Here is a 15,815-nt window from a genome sequence, read left to right on the forward strand (position 1 = left end):
TCCTCAGACGAGGGTGGGCTTGACCTCGACGATGCGCGCCAGGAGGCCGTTGACGAACTTCGGCGACTCGTCCGTGCTCAGCTCGGTGGCCAGGGCGACCGCCTCGCTCACGGCGACGCCGTCGGGGACCTCGTCGTTGAAGAGGATCTCCCACGCGCCCAGACGTAGGATCGCGCGGTCGACGTCGGGCATGCGGTCCAGGCTCCACCCTTGGCTGTACGTCGTCAGTGCGTCGTCGATGTCGCCCCAGTGGGCGACGACTCCCTGGACCGCGCTGATCGTGTAGTCGTTGAGCGGCGCGGGGGTCACGGGCGACTCGGCACGCTCGCGGGCGAGCTCACCGGCGTTGAGCCCTCGGGACTCCGCCTCGAAGAGCAGGTCGATCGCGCGGCGACGCGCCTTGGTCCGGGCTCCCACTCAGTTCACGCGACCGAGGTAGGACCCGTCGCGGGTGTCGACCTTGACCTTGGTGCCCTGCTCGAGGAAGAGCGGCACGGAGATCTCGGCACCCGTCTCGAGGGTCGCGGGCTTGGTGCCACCGGTGGAGCGGTCGCCCTGCAGGCCCGGCTCGGTGTAGGTGATCTCGAGGACGACCGACGCCGGCAGCTCGACGAAGAGGACGTTGCCGTCGTGGCGGGCGACGACCGCTTCCTGGTTCTCGAGCATGTATTTCGCCGCGTCACCGACGACCTCCGGCGCGACCGGGATCTGGTCGTAGGTGTCGGGGTCCATGAAGACGAAGTCGGTGCCGTCGTTGTAGAGGTACTGCATCGTGCGCTTGTCGACGTTGGACGTCTCGACCTTGGTGCCGGCGTTGAAGGTCTTGTCGACGGTCTTGCCGCTCGTGACGTTCTTGAGCTTGGTCCGCACGAAGGCCGGGCCCTTGCCGGGCTTGACGTGCTGGAACTCCACGACACTCCAGAGCTGCCCCTCGAGGTTGAGGACCATGCCGTTCTTGAGGTCATTCGTCGTTGCCACGGGTGTGCTCGCCTTCGCGTCGTCGTCAGATGTGCCTGCCACTGCAGCGCCGAGGGCGCGCGGGCCGCCCAGCATCCTAACCGGCGAAGACCCGATCCACCCACGCGCGCACCCGCGGCTCCCCCTCGGTGAGGACCGAGATGTGGTCGGCCCCGGTGACCCGTTCGTACTCCAGGTCCGCGCCCTGCTCCTCGTACTGCTCGGCAAGCCGGTCGCTCAGGAGCACCGGGACGGTCGTGTCCCGGTCGCCGTGGACGAGCAGGACCGGCACCTGCGGTAGCACCTCGGCCGCGTCGTTGGTCCCGACCGTCCTTCGGATCCGGGAGAGGTCGGCGTCCCCGCGGACGAAGTCGGTGAGCTGCATCCCGCCGAAGGAGTCGTCACGGAAGAGCTCGGCGATGCACCGCTGCTCCAGCTGAGGCAGCAACCGCCGCCCCTGGGGGCTCACGACCTGCTCGACCGGGACGTCCGCGGTGCGCGCCGCCGCGACGACGAGCGGGCCGAGGAAGCCCGCGTCCTGCCCTTCGGCCGCCGCCGCCTCGTCGGCCGAGGTCCCTGCCGGTGCCCCACCTTCGGCCATCTCGACGACGACGCCGAGCTGGCTCGGCGGGGCGATGGCGACGATGCCGACGAGGTCGAGACCGGGCGTGTAGGCATCGGTGAAGCGCGCGGTGAAGATCGCCGCCTGCGCCCCCTGCGAGTGCCCCATCGCGACCCATCGGGAGGACAGGTCGGGGGTGAGCTCGTGCGCGGCGAGCACGATGTCGCTCATCGCCGCCCCGGCGGACTGGCCCATGAGGTAGGGGTGCGGCCCGGGCGTGCCCAGCCCCTCGTAGTCGGTGCGCACGACGGCGAAGCCGTCGGCAACCAGATCGGCCGTCGCCCGGTCCATCGAGGCCGCGTAGACGCCGGTCTGCTCGTCCACGAGGGACCGGGACGGCGCGCACCGGTCTGCGGTACCGGTCGTCCCGTGGCCCCAGCTGATGACTGGCCACCCGCCCGCCGGCGGTTCGCCCTCGGGGACGGAGACCACGCCGGACACGGCAACGGGCTCTCCCTTCGCACTGGTGGAGCGGTACATGACGAGGTGGGTCGTCCCGCCGATCGTCGGCCCGTCGACCACGCGGCGTGACCAGATGATCGTGCCGTGCCGGCCGGCGGCCAGCTGCTCGGCGGTGGTCTCGTAGAAGGCCTCTCCCGACGGCCCGGTCACCAGCTCGTCGCCGTCGCCCCGCGTCCGCCACAGGAGCGCCGCGACGACGACCGCCACGACGAGGAGCGCGGCAAGTCCTACGATCCCGCGTCGTCGCCGTCCCCCGATCGCCATGTCGCGCATCATCGCAGACCGGTGCCCGACGAGGCAGGATGGCACGCATGAAGTCCACCGCCCTGCTCGCCGCCGTCGCAGCCGGAACCGCCGGGCTCGCCGCCCGCGACCTCCTCCAGCGCCAGCACTCCCTCAAGCGCAACTTCCCGATCGTCGCCAACGCGCGCTACCTGCTCGAGCGGATCGGGCCGGAGCTGCGCCAGTACATCGTGACGAGCAACGACGAGGAGCGCCCCTTCAGCCGCGACCAGCGGGCGTGGGTCTACGCCTCGTCGAAGAAGGAGAACAACTACGTCGGCTTCGGCACCGACAACGACGTCGAGCGCGTCGAGGGCTACCCGGTCCTCAAGCACCGCACCTTCTCGTCCGTGGCCCCCGCGACGAGCGCGCACGCCGGCGAGGACACCCCCCTGCCCTGCGCCAAGGTCCTCGGCGCCGCGCGCGTGCGGCGGCACGCCTTCCGCCCCCAGTCGGTCGTCAACATCTCCTCGATGAGCTTCGGCTCGCTGTCGGGCAATGCCGTCCACGCGCTCAACGAGGGAGCCCGTCTGGCCGGCGCCATGCACTGCACTGGCGAGGGCTCGCTCTCCCCCTACCACCGCCAGGGCGGCGACCTGATCTTCCAGATCGGCACCGCCTACTTCGGCTGCCGCGACGAGCAGGGCCGCTTCGACCTCGACAAGCTCGCCTCGGTCGTCGCGTCGGCGCCGGTGCGGGCGATCGAGATCAAGCTCAGCCAGGGCGCCAAGCCGGGTTTGGGCGGCATGCTGCCCGCCGCCAAGATCTCGGCCGAGATCGCCGAGACCCGAGGCATCCCGCAGGGCGAGGACTGCGCCAGCCCGTCGCGGCACACGGAGTTCGACGACGTGGACTCGATGCTCGACTTCGTCGAGCGGGTCGCGGAGGTCACCGGCCTGCCGGTCGGCATCAAGTCGGCGGTCGGCGACTCGACCTTCTGGGAGGAGCTCGCCGCCGCGATGGCCGACGGCACCCGCGGCGTCGACTTCATCACCATCGACGGCGGCGAGGGCGGGACCGGCGCGGCGCCGCTCGTCTTCAGCGATGCCGTCGCCCTGCCCTTCCGTCTGGCCTTCACCCGTGTCTACGGCATCTTCGCCCGGGCCGGCCTGACCGACCGGGTCGTCTGGGTCGGTTCGGGCAAGCTCGGCCTCCCCGAAAATGCGCTCGTCGCCTTCGCCCTGGGCGTCGACATGGTCCACGTGGCCCGCGAGCCGATGCTCGCCCTCGGGTGCATCCAGGCCCAGAAGTGCCACACCGACCACTGCCCGACCGGTGTCGCCACGCAAAATCCCTGGCTCTCCCGGGGCCTCGACCCGACCCTCAAGGCGCACCGGGTCGACAACTACCTGCGCACCCTGCGCCGCGACCTGCTCAAGGTCTCGGAGGCCTGCGGGGTCTGGCACCCGGGCCTGCTCACCGTCGACGACGTCGAGCTGCTCCTCGGCAACCGCAAGGCGACCCCGCTCGGCGAGGTCTACGACTACGAGCCCGGCTGGGGCCACCTCGGCGAGGAGGACGCGGCCGCGATCATCGAGATCATGTCGCAGGCCGCGCCCTCCAGCGAGGACGAGGAGGTCCCGGCTACTTGATCTCCCGGGTGAGCACCCGGTAGGTCCCGATCGCCAGGGGCACTCCCACCCAGACCAGGCCACCGGTCGCCAGGTGACCCCAGTCCGAGCCGGTCATCGTCCCCTCGACGAGCGGCCCGGTGACGATGTTGAGGTCGAGCCACTGTGCGATGTCGCTCATCCGCTCGCTCATCGACGTGAGCATCGTCCACACGGTCGGCAGCGCCAGGCTGGTGACGATCGCGAGCGGGGTGTTGAGCAGGGCCGCCCCGAAGGCCACGCCCTGCAGGGTGAAGATCAGCGCGGTGAGGACCAGCCCGGGCACGGAGAGCCCCTCCAGCGCGAAGTCCCCTCCGGAGACGAGCGTGGACAGCGCCGCCGCCAGGGCCGCGACGACGAGCAGCCCGAGGGCGAGCACGAGCGAGGCGACGACCTTGGCGGAGAGCACCCGACCGCGCCGGGGCACGAGGGTGAAGGTCGCCAGACCGGTGCGCTGGCTCCACTCCTGGGTCGCCGACATGATCCCCATGATCGGCAGCAGGACGAGCATCGGCATGGTGATGAAGCCGAGGAAGGTCGCCATCGAGATGTCATCGCCCTCCCCGACGGCGATGAGCACCCCGCACACGACGAAGCTGATCGCCGCCATGGTGATGAGCATCCACATCCCGGCGCGGGTGTCGACCATCTTGCGCACCTCGACCCCCACGAGCCGGGCGAAGGGGATGAGGTCGCCGTCGAGGTCGATCGGTGCCGGGGCGGGGGTCGGGTCGGTGGTCGTGGACGGTGCGGTCGTGGTGCTCATGCTGCATCAGCTCCTCGGGAGTCAGCGGCGGTCAGGGTGAGGAAGAGCTCCTCGAGTCCACCGGCGGAGCCGGCAGCGAGGTCGGTGAGGACGATGCGGGCGTCCAGGGCGACGCGGCCGACGGCTGCCGCCGGGGCCTGGGCGACCAGACCCGCGGGCGTCAGGGCGACGTCGATGTTGGCCGCGCGCAGGGCGACCTCGAGGGCGTTGTCGTCGAGCGAGCGCACCCGCGTGCCCTGCTGCTCGAGCAGCTGCGTGGTCGTGCCCTCGGCGACGATCCGCCCGTTGCCGATGATGACGAGCTCGTCGGCGATGATCTGCACCTCGCTCAGCAGGTGTGAGGACAGAAGCACGGTGCCCCCGGCATCGGCGAAGTCACGCAGCAGGCCGCGCATCCAGTGGATGCCCTGCGGGTCGAGACCGTTGGCCGGCTCGTCGAGGACGAGCACCTGCGGGTCGCCGAGCAGGGCGGTCGCCAGACCGAGTCGCTGGCGCATGCCGAGCGAGTAGTTGCGCACCCGGCGCCCGGCCTCCTTGTCGGTGAGCCCGACGCGGGCGAGCCCACGGGTCACGGCGTCGGAGCCGACGCCCATGGTCCGGGCAGCAAGCGTGAGGACCTCGCGCCCGGTCCGCCCCGGGTGCTGCGCCGAGGCATCGAGCATGACGCCGACGTGACGCCCGGGGTTGCGCAGGTCCGCGTAGCGGTGGCCGAGGACGGTCGTCTCCCCGGAGGTCGGCGGGGTCAGGCCGGTCATCATCCGCATGGCGGTCGACTTGCCCGCGCCGTTGGGCCCGAGGAAGCCGGTGACGCTGCCCGGCCTCGCGGTGAAGGTGATGTCGTCGACGGCGGTGAAGTCGCCGTAACGCTTGGTCAGGTGGGTGGCGGTGATCATGACGACCACGATCCGCCCCGACAGGGGGTCGGCACATCGCCCGCAGGTCGCGACCGCGACTACGACTTCCGAAGGGGGTGTCCCCCCTTCGTCATGGACCGACGGCGGATGTCCGGCCGGGTCGTCACCACCTACGGTGGGCCCGTGACGAGCACTGCGGCACCCGACGAGCGCCATCCCGACCGCCTGACCTGGTGGGACACGACCTGGCGGGTCGGCGCCGCCCTGCTGCTCGGGCTGACCTTCTGGTTCTTCACCATCGCCCTGCTCTACCCGGGCGACGCCGACATCCCCGACTCCTGGCGTGCCGCGTGGCTCGTCCTCGTCGACCCGGTCATCGGCCTGGTGGCCGCGGCGTTGGTGCCGTGGCGCCGGCGCTGGCCGGTGCCGATCACGCTCGTCACCACCGTCCTCAGCGCGGTGTCCACGGTGGCGGCCGGTGCCCAGACCGTCGCCTTCGTCTCGCTCGCGACCCGCCAGCGCTGGCCCGAGATCGCGCCGATGGTCCTGCTCACGACCCTCGCGGGGGTCTTCAGCACCCGCGTGGTCTACCCCGACCCCGAGGCCCTCCCCCTGTGGGGTGAGCTGCTGGTCAACCTGCTCGTCATCGCCGTCATCGTCGCCATCGGCTACTCGATCGGCTCGCGGCGGGCCCTCGTGCGCTCCTGGGTCGAACGGGCGCAGACGGCCGAGGCGGAGCAGCGGGCCCGGGTCGCCCGGGCCCAGACGGCCGAGCGCGCCCGCATCGCCCGGGAGATGCACGACGTGCTCGCGCACCGCATCTCGCTGGTGACCATGCACTCGGGTGTCCTCAGCTATCGCCACGACCTGCCCGAGGAGGAGCGGCGGGCGGCGATCGCGGCGATCGACGGCAACGCGCGCGCTGCCCTCACCGACCTGCGCGAGGTGCTCGGGGTGCTGCGCGCCGACGAGGAGGGGACCTCCCTTCGTCCGCAGAGCACGCTCGTCCACCTGCCCGAGCTCCTCGACGAGGCACGAGCCGGCGGCACGCGGGTGATCGTCGACGCCGACCTCGACGTCGCGGACCTGCCCGAGTCGACGAGCCGCACCGCCTACCGGGTCGTCCAGGAGGGCCTGACCAATGCCCGCAAGCACGCGCCAGGAGCCGGGGTCGAGGTGCGCCTCACCGGCGCGCCGGGGGCCGGTCTCGACATCAGCGTGACCAACCCCCGCTCCGTCCAGACGGCCCACGCCGAGGTGCCCGGGACGGGCACCGGGCTGCTGGGGCTCTCCGAACGCGTCGACCTCGCCGGTGGCCGCATCGAGCACGGCTGGACCCCCGAGGGACGGCACCGCCTTGCGGTATGGCTACCGTGGCCGACGTGAGCGACTCGAGCAGGGCACCGATCTCCGTCGTCCTCGTCGACGACGACCCCATGGTCCGCACGGCACTGGCGATGATCCTCGGTGGCGCCCCGGAGATCACCGTCGTCGCGCAGGCGGAGGACGGGCGCCAGGGGGTGTCGGTCGTGGCCGAGCACTCCCCCGACGTGGTGCTCATGGACATCCGCATGCCGCGCCTCGACGGGCTGGCGGCGACCGACGAGCTCGTGCGCAGCGGTTCCCCGAGCAAGGTCATCGTCCTCACGACCTTCGACGCCGACGACGACGTCATGCGCGCGCTGCGGCACGGCGCCGACGGCTTCCTGCTCAAGGACACCCCGCCGGACCGGATCGTCGAGGCCGTCCGTCTCGTCGCGGCGGGCCAGTCGATCCTCTCCCCCAGCGTCACCGCCCAGGTGCTCGAGTCGGTGCGCACCGCTTCCGGCGGCCGCGCCCACGTCGCCCGCGACGACGCCCGCGCCCGCCTGACCGCGCTCACCGAGCGTGAGCTCGACGTGGCCAAGGCGGTCGGTGCCGGCCTGTCCAATGCCGAGATCTCGGCCCGTCTCTACCTGAGCGTCGCGACGGTCAAGGCGCACGTGGGCCGGATCCTCGACAAGCTCGACGCCGACAACCGCGTGCAGGTCGCCATCACGGTCCACGAGGCCGAGCTCGACGACCGCGTCTGACCCTGCTGGCCCGGATCAGGCGAGGGCGGCGTAGGCCTCGCGCAGCAGGCTCTCGTCGGGGCCCACGAGGCGGGTGGGCTCGGCCAGGGCGTCGAGGACGACGAAGCGCAGCGTGGCCCCTCGGGTCTTCTTGTCGCGCCGCAGGGCCGTGAGCAGCTCGTCGAAGCTCGCGCCGGAGTAGCTCGTCGGCAGCCCGAGCAACCCCAGGACGTAGCGGTGCCGCTCGAGGAGGGCGGCGTCGATGTGGCCGGTGCGGTGGGCCAGCTCCGCGGCGTAGACCATGCCGATCGCGACGGCCTCGCCGTGCCGCATCCGGTAGCCCTCGTGGTGCTCGATGGCGTGCCCGAGGGTGTGGCCGTAGTTGAGGATCTCGCGCAGGTTCGACTCGCGCAGGTCGGCGGCGACGACCCGGGCCTTGATGGCGATCTTGCGCTCGATGACCTCGCGCAGTGCCGTCGAGCCGGGGTCCTGCACGCTCGACTCGTCGGCCTCGACGACCTCGAGGATGCGCGGGTCGGCGATGAAGCCGCCCTTGACGACCTCGGCCAGGCCCGCGGACAGGTCGGCCGGGGGCAGGGTCGCGAGGAGGTCGAGGTCGCACAGCACGGCGGCCGGGGTGTGGAAGGCGCCGACGAGGTTCTTGCCCTCGGCGGTGTTGATCCCCGTCTTGCCACCGACGGCCGCGTCGACCATGCCGAGCACCGTCGTCGGGACGTGCACGACGGCCACGCCCCGCAGCCAGGCGGCTGCCGCCCAGCCGGCCAGGTCGGTGACGCTGCCGCCACCGACCGCGACGACCGCGTCGGTGCGGGTGAAGCCGGCCTGTCCCATGACACCCCACAGCCCGGCGGCCACCTCGACGGTCTTGGCCGCCTCGGCATCGGGCACCGGGGCGACGTGGACCTCGAGCCCGGCGTCGCGCAGGGCGGTGGTCACCGGCTCGGCGAGTCGGGTCAGCGGAGCACCGTGGACGACGAGGGCCCGGGCCACGCCCTCGGGCAGCACCTCGGCGACCCGCGCCGAGACCCCGTGGCCGACGAGGACCTCGTAGTCGTCACCGACGGGGATGGTCGTCACGTCGCTCATGCGCTCACCTCGAGCAGGGCCAGGGCCTCGGCGACGACGGCCTCGACGTCGCGTCCGGCGGTGTCGACGCGGTGGTCGGCCAGCGACTCGTAGGTCGGGCGGCGCGCCTCCATCGTCTTGATCCAGCTCTGCCGCGGGTTGACCGACAGCAGCGGCCGGCTCTTGTCGAAGCCGATCCGCTTGGCGGCATCGGCGATACCGACGTCGAGGAAGAGCACGCGGTGCGCGGCCAGGGCCTCGGTGACCGCGGGGATCATCGGCGCTCCCCCACCGAGGGCGAGCACCGTGCCGTCGTCGGTCAGGGAGTCGAGCACGGCGCGCTCCTCGGCGGCCCGGAAGTAGTCCTCGCCCTCGTCGACGAAGAGGTCGGAGATCGTGCGCCCTTCGCGCTCCTCGACGAGGGCATCGGTGTCGACGAGGCGACGACCCAATCGCTGCGCCAGGGCGGCGGCGACGGTCGACTTGCCGACCCCGGGCGGACCGATGACGACGACGAAGGGAGCCCCGCTCACGCCTCCCACGTCCGCATGAGCTCAGGGATCGCGTCGAGGTAGGCCCGGTGGTTGCGGGCGGTCTCGGCGACCGAGTCGCCGCCGAACTTCTCGACGCAGGCCTCGGCGAGCACGAGCGCGACCATCGCCTGGGCGACGACGCCCGCGGCGGGGACGGCACACACGTCGGAGCGCTGGTGGATCGCGGTCGCCGGGTCGGTGCCGGCGACGTCGATCGTCTCGAGCGCCCGCGGGACGGTGCTGATCGGCTTCATCGCGGCGCGCACGCGCAGCACGTCACCGGTGCTCATGCCCCCTTCGGTGCCCCCGGCGCGGCCGGTGCGGCGCTGGATGGTGCCGTCGCCGTCACGCTCCATCTCGTCGTGGGCGGCCGAGCCGCGGCGGCGGGCGGTGGTGAAGCCATCGCCGACCTCGACCCCCTTGATCGCCTGGATGCCCATGAGCGCGCCGGCGAGCCGGGCGTCGAGGCGACGGTCCCAGTGGACGTGGCTGCCCAGGCCCGGCGGCAGCCCGTAGGCGAGGACCTCGACGACGCCGCCGAGGGTGTCGCCGTCCTTCTTGGCCGCCTCGATCTCGGCGACCATCGCGTCGGTGCCCTCGCGGGTCATCGCCCGCACAGGATTGGCGTCGAGGGTGGGGGTGTCGTCGGGAGTCGGCAGCGGACCGTCGGCGGGGGCCTCCCCTTCGCCGATCGCGACGGTGTGCGCGACGAGCCGGATGCCATAGGCCTGCTCGAGGAAGCGCTCGGCGATCTCGCCGAGGGCCACGCGGGCGGCGGTCTCGCGAGCCGAGGCGCGCTCGAGGACGGGCCGGGCCTCGTCGAAGCCGTACTTCTGCATGCCGACGAGATCGGCGTGCCCGGGCCGCGGGCGGGTCAGCGGGCGGTTGCGGGCGATCTCCTTGTCGGCGTTGACGTCGTCGGAGGCGGCAAAGGCGGCGGCGTCGACGGGGTCGGCGCTCATGACCGTCTCCCACTTGGGCCACTCGGTGTTGCCGATCATCACGGCGAGCGGGGAGCCGAGGGTGCTGCCGTGGCGCACGCCGCCGAGGAAGGTCACCTGGTCCTGCTCGAACTTCATCCGGGCACCGCGGCCGTAGCCGAGGCGGCGACGGGCGAGGGCACCCGCGACGTCCGAGGTCGTGACCTCGACCCCGGCCGGCAGCCCCTCGAGGGTCGCCACGAGGGCCTGGCCGTGCGACTCACCAGCAGTCAACCAACGCAACATGTCCGGCATCTTCCCATCCCGCGGGAGCAGCCCCGTCAGGCGTCCGGGGTGTGGCCGAGGGCGGCCCGGCCCGCAGCCTGCATCGCGGCCACCGGCGCCGGCTCTCCGGTGAAGAGCTGGAACTGCCGTGCTGCCTGGTGGACGAGCATCTCGAGCCCGGAGACCACGGTGGCGCCACGCTCCCTCGCGGCGCGAGCCAGGGGTGTCGGCCAGTCGGCGTAGACGACGTCGAGCAGGACGACCCCTTCGAGGTCGGCCCCGTCGATCGTGGCCGCCACGGCCTCGTTGGCCGCGCCGCCCGGCACGGTGCTCACGACGACCTGCGGACCGGTCGAGGTCCACGAGCGAAGCGGGCCGGTCCCACCGGTGATCACGCCCGGCACGGCGTCAGCGAGGGCGGCGGCCTTGGCCTCGTCGCGGGCGGCGATGCCGACCTGCTCGGCGTCGAGCTCGTGCAGCGCGAGCGCCGCCGAGCGAGCCGTCGCGCCGGAGCCGAGCACGAGGGTCCTCGCGGGCGCGGTCACCCCCGCCTCGCGCAGCGCGGCCCGGAGCCCGTAGACGTCGGTGTTGTCCGCGATCCAGCCGGCGTCGGTGCGCACGAGGGTGTTGATCGCCCCGGCCCGGCGGGCCAGCTCACTCACCGCGTCGGCCACGTCGAAGGCCGCGACCTTGAGCGGCATCGTCAGGCTCAGGCCGCGCCACATGACGTCGAGGCCGGCGACGAAGGGGGCCAGTCCCCCTTCGTCGACCTCGTGGGGCGTGTAGTCCCAGTCGGCGAGGCCGGCCGCCTCGTAGCCGGCCACGTGGAGGGTCGGCGAGAGGGAGTGCCGGATCGGGCTGCCGAGGACGCCCGCGTGCCGGGTCGTCTCGCTCGTCAGCACCGGTCCTGGTTCTCCGCGCACCACTGCTCGAACTCCTTGACGTTGTTGTCGTGCTCGCGCTGCGTCTCGGCGAACTTCGTCTCGCCGGTGTCGGGGTCGACGGTGACGAAGAAGAGCCAGTCCCCCTCGTCGGGGTTGCCGGCAGCCTTGATCGCCTCGGCCCCGGGGTTGTTGATCGGCCCCGGAGGCAGACCGGTGTGCTTGTAGGTGTTGTACGGGCTGTCCGAGTTGCGCATCTCGTCGGTCGTGCCGGCCTTGCCGCGCTCCTGGAAGACGTAGTGGACCGTGCTGTCCATGTTGAGCATGCCGACCGTCGGTCCGCCCACGTCCTCGAGCCGGTTCTCGATGACCCGCGCGACCTTGCCGCGGTCGGCGGCCCCTGCCTCGCCCTCGACGATGGAGGCGATGGTGAGGGTGCGCTCCCAGTCGGCCCGCTCGACGCCGGCCTTCTCCAGCTCCTTGGTCGTCATCGAGATCATCTCGTTGAGCTGCTCGACGGCGGTGGCGTCCTTGTCGAACTCGTAGGTCGACGGGAAGAGCCACCCCTCGAGGTCACCCTCGGCCTCGTCGGGCAGCTTCAGCTGCGCCGACTTCTCGGCCTTCTCGTAGTCGGCGACGGGCACGTCGGTTCCCTCGGAGAGCTTTGTGTAGATCTCCGAGCGCCACAGCCCCTCGGGGATCGTGATGCCCTTGGCCACGCGGTTCTTGGGGTCGAGCAGTCGGTCGAAGGCATCGGCGGCCTTCATCTCCTTGAGCATCGCGTAGGTGCCCGGCTGGATCGACGCCGCCTTGTCGGGCTGCGTCGCGGCGACCTCGGTGAAGCTGCTCGTCGACTTGATGACTCCCGCCTCGACGAGCGTCTCACCGATCTCGGAGCCGGCCTGGCCGGAGGCGACCTCGACCTCGACCTTGCCGTGGCCCGGGCCCTCGAAGTCCTTGTCCTCGGAGCCGCCGGGGATCATCGAACGCAGCGACCCGAAGGCGAAGAAGACGGCACCGACGACCACGGCGGCCGCGATGACCATCGCCAGGCATCCGGCGCCGCCACTGCGGCTGGAGCGCGCCTCCTTGGACCGGCGCTGACGGCGGGTGCGGCCGTGCTCGCGCGGCCCGTCGTCAAAGATGTCGTCGTCGAGCTGGTTCATGCCTTCTTGCCCTTCCGCGGTGTGCGTCGGCGCGGCCGACCTACCCGTTCCCCAGGGGGTCTACCGGTTGCGCGCTCCGTGTCCAGCGCAGTCTGCAGGATGAGCACCGCTGCCGCTTGGTCCACCACGTCCCGATGGCGACGACCGGCAACACCGCTCTCCCGCAGGCCCCGATGAGCATCCACTGTCGTGAGGCGTTCGTCCACGAGGCGGATCGGCGTGTTCCCGATCGGTGCCTCGGACAGCGCCTGACCCAGCGATCTGGCCCAGGAACGGGCCTTGTCGGCCGCCGGCCCCTCACTCCCGTCGAGGGAGCGCGGCAGGCCGACGACGACCTCGAGGGCCTGCGCCTCCGAGACGATCTGGACCACCCGGTCGATGTCGGTGGCGTGCTCGAGATCACGCGCCACCGTCTCGACCGGCGTGGCGAGGAGCCCGTGGGGGTCGCTCATCGCGACCCCCACGCGGGCCTCGCCCACGTCGACGCCGATGCGGACCCCGCGCCGCGGGGTCCGCTCGGCCGTGCCCTTCTCAGGCACCGAGCTCCCGCTCGATCGCGGCCAGGGCGTCCTCGACCTTGGTGGCGTCCTGACCGCCGCCCTGGGCGAGGTCGTCCTTGCCGCCGCCCCCGCCGCCGAGGACCTGGGCGGCGACCCGCACGAGGGCCCCCGCCTTGACCCCCTTCGCCCGGGCTGCCTCGTTGGTGGCCACGACGACGACGGGCTTCCCGGGGCCGTCACCCGTGAGGGCGACGACCGTCGGCCGCTCCTCGCCGAGCTGGGCCCGGGTGTCGGTCACCATCTGCCGCAGGTCGTCGGGTGCACCGCCGGAGATGTGCTGGCCGATGTAGGTGACACCTCCGACGTCGCTGGCCGCGTCGGTGAGCGAGCCGGCCGAGGCCGCCACCTGCTCGCGGCGCACCTTCTCCAGCTCCTTCTCGACCTCACGCAGCCGGGTGACGAGCTCGGAGACGCGCTCCGGCAGGTCACCGGCGGGGGCCTTGACGATGCTCGACAGCTCGGCGACGAGCGCGCGCTCGGTCGCCAGGTGCTGCAGGGCGTTCATGCCGACGAAGGCCTCGAGGCGGCGCACGCCGGAGCCGACGGAGGACTCGCCGGTGAGGGTGAGCGCGCCGATCTGGCTGGAGTGGCGCACGTGGGTGCCACCGCAGAGCTCGCGCGACCACTCACCACCGATCTCGATGACGCGCACCTGCTCGTCGTAGGTCTCGCCGAAGAGGGCCAACGCGCCCCGCTCGCGCGCCTCGGGCAGCGTCATCCAGTCGGCGGAGACCGGCAGGTCGTCGCGGACCGCGAGGTTGGCGACGTGCTCGATCTCGGCGCGGGCGTCGGCGGACAGGGACTGGTTCCACGCGAAGTCCAGACGCAGGTAGCCGGGCTTGTTGTAGGAGCCGGACTGCAGGGCCGAGGGGCCGAGCACCTGGCGCAGGGCCGCGTGCACGACGTGGGTGCCCGAGTGCGCCTGGCAGGCGTCGATGCGCCACTGCGGGTCGACCTCGGCGGAGGACTCCTGCCCAACCCGCACCGGGCCGTCGGCGACCTCGACGGTGTGGACGACCAGGCCCTTGACCGGGCGCTGCACGTCGCGCACGAGCAGGCGCGCGCCGTCGACGACGATGGTGCCGGAGTCGGCGATCTGGCCACCGGACTCGGCGTAGAAGCTCGTCCGGTCGAGGACCACCTGACCGGTCTGGCCCGGCTCGAGCTCGTCGACGCGAGCACCGTCGCGGACCAGACCCACCACGGACCCCTGGGTCGTCAGCTCCTCGTAGGCGCGCCAGTCGGTCGCGCCGAGCGCCCGCAGGTCCTTCCAGACCTCGGTGTTGGCGTGGCCGCCCTTCTTCGCCTTGGCGTCGGCCTTGGCGCGCTGGCGCTGCTCGTCCATGAGGCGGACGAATCCGTCACGGTCGACCTTGAGCCCCTGCTCGGCCGCCATCTCGAGGGTGAGGTCGATGGGGAAGCCGTACGTGTCGTGCAGGGCGAAGGCCTGCTCGCCGGCGAGGGTGTCGCCGCCGCTCTCCTTGGTCCGGCTCACTGCGGTGTCGAGGATCGTCGTGCCCTGCGCGAGGGTGCGACGGAAGGCCTGCTCCTCGGCGTAGGCGATCTGCGCGATCCGGTCGAAGCCGGTGCGCAGCTCGGGGTAGGACGCGCTCATCCGCTCCATCGAGACGGGCAGCAGGTGCGGCAGGGCCGGGTCCTCGTAGCCGAGAAGTCGCATCGCGCGCACCGCGCGGCGCAGCATGCGGCGCAGCACGTAGCCGCGGCCCTCGTTGCCCGGGGTGACGCCGTCACCGATGAGCATGAGCGAGGAGCGCACATGGTCGGCGACGACCCGCAGGTGGACGTCGTCGGGGTGCGAGTCGCCCGCGGTCTGGCCCGACTGGGTGCCGTAGGAGCGGCCGGTCATCTCGGCGGCCTTCTCGAGCACCGGGTAGACCTCGTCGATCTCGTACATGTTGTCGACGCCCTGGAGGATGCTCGCGATCCGCTCCAGGCCCATGCCGGTGTCGACGTTCTGCGCGGGCAGCGGGCCGGCGACGTCGAAGTCCGCCTTGGAGCGGACGGCCGAGAGCTCGTACTGCATGAAGACGAGGTTCCAGATCTCCATGTAGCGGTCCTCGTCGACCTCCGGCCCGCCCTCGCGGCCGTACTCCTCGCCGCGGTCGTAGAAGATCTCGCTGCACGGGCCGCCGGGGCCGGGCACGCCCATCGACCAGTAGTTGTCGGCCTCGGCGCGACGGACGATCCGCTCCTTGGGGATCGAGGTCAGCTCGAGCCACAGGCGCTCGGCCTCGTCGTCGTCGGTGTAGACCGTCGCCCACAGACGCTCGGGGTCGAGGCCGTAGCCCCCTTCGGGCTGGGGGGTGGTGAGCAGCTCCCAGGCGAAGGCGATGGCGTCGCGCTTGAAGTAGTCGCCGAAGGAGAAGTTGCCGTTCATCTGGAAGAAGGTGCCGTGGCGCGAGGTCTTGCCGACCTCGTCGATGTCACCGGTGCGCACGCACTTCTGCACGCTCGTGGCGCGGGTCCAGGCCGGCGTCTCCTGCCCGAGGAAGTAGGGCTTGAAGGGGACCATGCCGGCGTTGACGAAGAGCAGGTTGGGGTCCTCGTGGATCAGCGGGGCGGAGGGGACGACCGCGTGTCCCTTGCCCTCGAAGAAGCTGAGCCAACGGCGCCGGATCTCGGCAGTTTCCATGGGTGTTCGCGTCCAATCAGTGGTGCAGTGGGGATCTCGGGGCAGGAGCGAAGGGGGCGACCGGCGCGTCAGGCGCGGGTCGCCCCCGAGGTAGCTCGCCGCGCGGTGATCCAGCGCGGCCGTCCGA

At 72.0% G+C, this 15,815-nt stretch carries 15 protein-coding genes; 3 read left to right on the plus strand and 12 right to left on the minus strand.

Features of this window, described 5'->3' with window-relative positions:
- Positions 1-3 precede the first annotated feature (3 nt).
- From nusB to B9B60_RS12255, 3 genes are all read right to left on the minus strand, one after another.
- Positions 4-417 (minus strand): transcription antitermination factor NusB, encoded by a 414-nt coding sequence (gene nusB, locus B9B60_RS12245; RefSeq protein ID WP_072624766.1) that lies wholly within the window; start codon positions 415-417, stop codon positions 4-6.
- The gene (efp, locus tag B9B60_RS12250; protein ID WP_072624767.1) at positions 418-978 is read right to left on the minus strand and encodes an elongation factor P; all 561 of its coding nucleotides are present in this window, start codon (positions 976-978) and stop codon (positions 418-420) included.
- 76 nt (positions 979-1,054) lie between these two features.
- On the minus strand, positions 1,055-2,305 hold the full coding sequence (locus tag B9B60_RS12255) for a lipase family protein (protein ID WP_159451203.1): 1,251 nt from the start codon (positions 2,303-2,305) through the stop codon (positions 1,055-1,057).
- A 47-nt stretch (positions 2,306-2,352) separates the two neighbouring features.
- On the opposite strand from B9B60_RS12255, the gene B9B60_RS12260 reads away from it, so the two are divergent.
- A complete protein-coding gene (locus B9B60_RS12260; protein ID WP_084451784.1) occupies positions 2,353-3,915 on the plus strand; it encodes an FMN-binding glutamate synthase family protein in 1,563 nt (520 codons plus the stop codon).
- Here B9B60_RS12260 and B9B60_RS12265 read toward each other — a convergent pair.
- Positions 3,908-4,699, minus strand: coding sequence for an ABC transporter permease (locus B9B60_RS12265; RefSeq protein WP_084451785.1), 792 nt, complete (start codon positions 4,697-4,699; stop codon positions 3,908-3,910). The two genes, B9B60_RS12260 and B9B60_RS12265, sit on opposite strands and share 8 nt — an antisense overlap.
- Positions 4,696-5,592 (minus strand): ABC transporter ATP-binding protein, encoded by an 897-nt coding sequence (locus tag B9B60_RS12270; RefSeq protein ID WP_084451842.1) that lies wholly within the window; start codon positions 5,590-5,592, stop codon positions 4,696-4,698. The genes B9B60_RS12265 and B9B60_RS12270 overlap by 4 nt, the downstream gene beginning before the upstream one ends.
- Before the next feature lie 144 nt (positions 5,593-5,736).
- Between B9B60_RS12270 and B9B60_RS12275 the strand changes: the two genes are divergently transcribed.
- Both B9B60_RS12275 and B9B60_RS12280 read left to right on the plus strand, forming a co-directional pair.
- Positions 5,737-6,939: a sensor histidine kinase gene (locus B9B60_RS12275; RefSeq protein WP_143445562.1), complete on the plus strand. Its 1,203-nt coding sequence runs from the start codon at positions 5,737-5,739 to the stop codon at positions 6,937-6,939.
- A complete protein-coding gene (locus tag B9B60_RS12280) occupies positions 6,918-7,625 on the plus strand; it encodes a response regulator (RefSeq protein WP_084451787.1) in 708 nt (235 codons plus the stop codon). Before B9B60_RS12275 ends, B9B60_RS12280 begins: the two co-directional genes overlap by 22 nt.
- A gap of 15 nt (positions 7,626-7,640) precedes the next feature.
- On the opposite strand, the gene aroB is transcribed toward B9B60_RS12280, so the two are convergent.
- The 7 genes from aroB to alaS all read right to left on the minus strand — a co-directional run bounded on the left by aroB (position 7,641) and on the right by alaS (position 15,688).
- On the minus strand, positions 7,641-8,711 hold the full coding sequence (gene aroB, locus B9B60_RS12285; protein ID WP_084451788.1) for a 3-dehydroquinate synthase: 1,071 nt from the start codon (positions 8,709-8,711) through the stop codon (positions 7,641-7,643).
- The gene (locus tag B9B60_RS12290; RefSeq protein WP_084451789.1) at positions 8,708-9,223 is read right to left on the minus strand and encodes a shikimate kinase; all 516 of its coding nucleotides are present in this window, start codon (positions 9,221-9,223) and stop codon (positions 8,708-8,710) included. Before B9B60_RS12290 ends, aroB begins: the two co-directional genes overlap by 4 nt.
- Positions 9,220-10,449 (minus strand): chorismate synthase, encoded by a 1,230-nt coding sequence (aroC, locus tag B9B60_RS12295; RefSeq protein ID WP_072626228.1) that lies wholly within the window; start codon positions 10,447-10,449, stop codon positions 9,220-9,222. The genes B9B60_RS12290 and aroC overlap by 4 nt, the downstream gene beginning before the upstream one ends.
- A 35-nt stretch (positions 10,450-10,484) precedes the next feature.
- Positions 10,485-11,330: a shikimate dehydrogenase gene (locus tag B9B60_RS12300; RefSeq protein ID WP_234993857.1), complete on the minus strand. Its 846-nt coding sequence runs from the start codon at positions 11,328-11,330 to the stop codon at positions 10,485-10,487.
- Positions 11,324-12,475, minus strand: coding sequence for an endolytic transglycosylase MltG (gene mltG / locus B9B60_RS12305; RefSeq protein WP_084451790.1), 1,152 nt, complete (start codon positions 12,473-12,475; stop codon positions 11,324-11,326). The genes B9B60_RS12300 and mltG overlap by 7 nt, the downstream gene beginning before the upstream one ends.
- Complete coding sequence (gene ruvX, locus B9B60_RS12310) at positions 12,472-12,927, minus strand: Holliday junction resolvase RuvX (RefSeq protein ID WP_234993858.1); 456 nt, start codon at positions 12,925-12,927, stop codon at positions 12,472-12,474. Before ruvX ends, mltG begins: the two co-directional genes overlap by 4 nt.
- Positions 12,928-13,006: 79 nt before the next feature.
- On the minus strand, positions 13,007-15,688 hold the full coding sequence (gene alaS, locus B9B60_RS12315) for an alanine--tRNA ligase (RefSeq protein ID WP_084451792.1): 2,682 nt from the start codon (positions 15,686-15,688) through the stop codon (positions 13,007-13,009).
- Positions 15,689-15,815: the final 127 nt, after the last annotated feature.

It is taken from the genome of Janibacter indicus, assembly GCF_900176385.1.
In the GTDB taxonomy this organism is placed as follows: Bacteria; Actinomycetota; Actinomycetes; order Actinomycetales; family Dermatophilaceae; genus Janibacter; species Janibacter indicus.

Bases quoted from the DNA above. Each gene is read 5' to 3' on its own strand.
- B9B60_RS12265 (WP_084451785.1), bottom strand. From the start codon at position 4,699: ATGAGCACCACGACCGCACCGTCCACGACCACCGACCCGACCCCCGCC.
- aroB (WP_084451788.1), bottom strand. From the start codon at position 8,711: ATGAGCGACGTGACGACCATCCCCGTCGGTGACGACTACGAGGTCCTC.
- B9B60_RS12260 (WP_084451784.1), top strand. From the start codon at position 2,353: ATGAAGTCCACCGCCCTGCTCGCCGCCGTCGCAGCCGGAACCGCCGGG.
- B9B60_RS12255 (WP_159451203.1), bottom strand. From the start codon at position 2,305: ATGGCGATCGGGGGACGGCGACGACGCGGGATCGTAGGACTTGCCGCG.
- B9B60_RS12280 (WP_084451787.1), top strand. From the start codon at position 6,918: ATGGCTACCGTGGCCGACGTGAGCGACTCGAGCAGGGCACCGATCTCC.
- alaS (WP_084451792.1), bottom strand. From the start codon at position 15,688: ATGGAAACTGCCGAGATCCGGCGCCGTTGGCTCAGCTTCTTCGAGGGC.
- aroC (WP_072626228.1), bottom strand. From the start codon at position 10,449: ATGTTGCGTTGGTTGACTGCTGGTGAGTCGCACGGCCAGGCCCTCGTG.
- mltG (WP_084451790.1), bottom strand. From the start codon at position 12,475: ATGAACCAGCTCGACGACGACATCTTTGACGACGGGCCGCGCGAGCAC.
- ruvX (WP_234993858.1), bottom strand. From the start codon at position 12,927: ATGAGCGACCCCCACGGGCTCCTCGCCACGCCGGTCGAGACGGTGGCG.
- B9B60_RS12270 (WP_084451842.1), bottom strand. From the start codon at position 5,592: ATGATCACCGCCACCCACCTGACCAAGCGTTACGGCGACTTCACCGCC.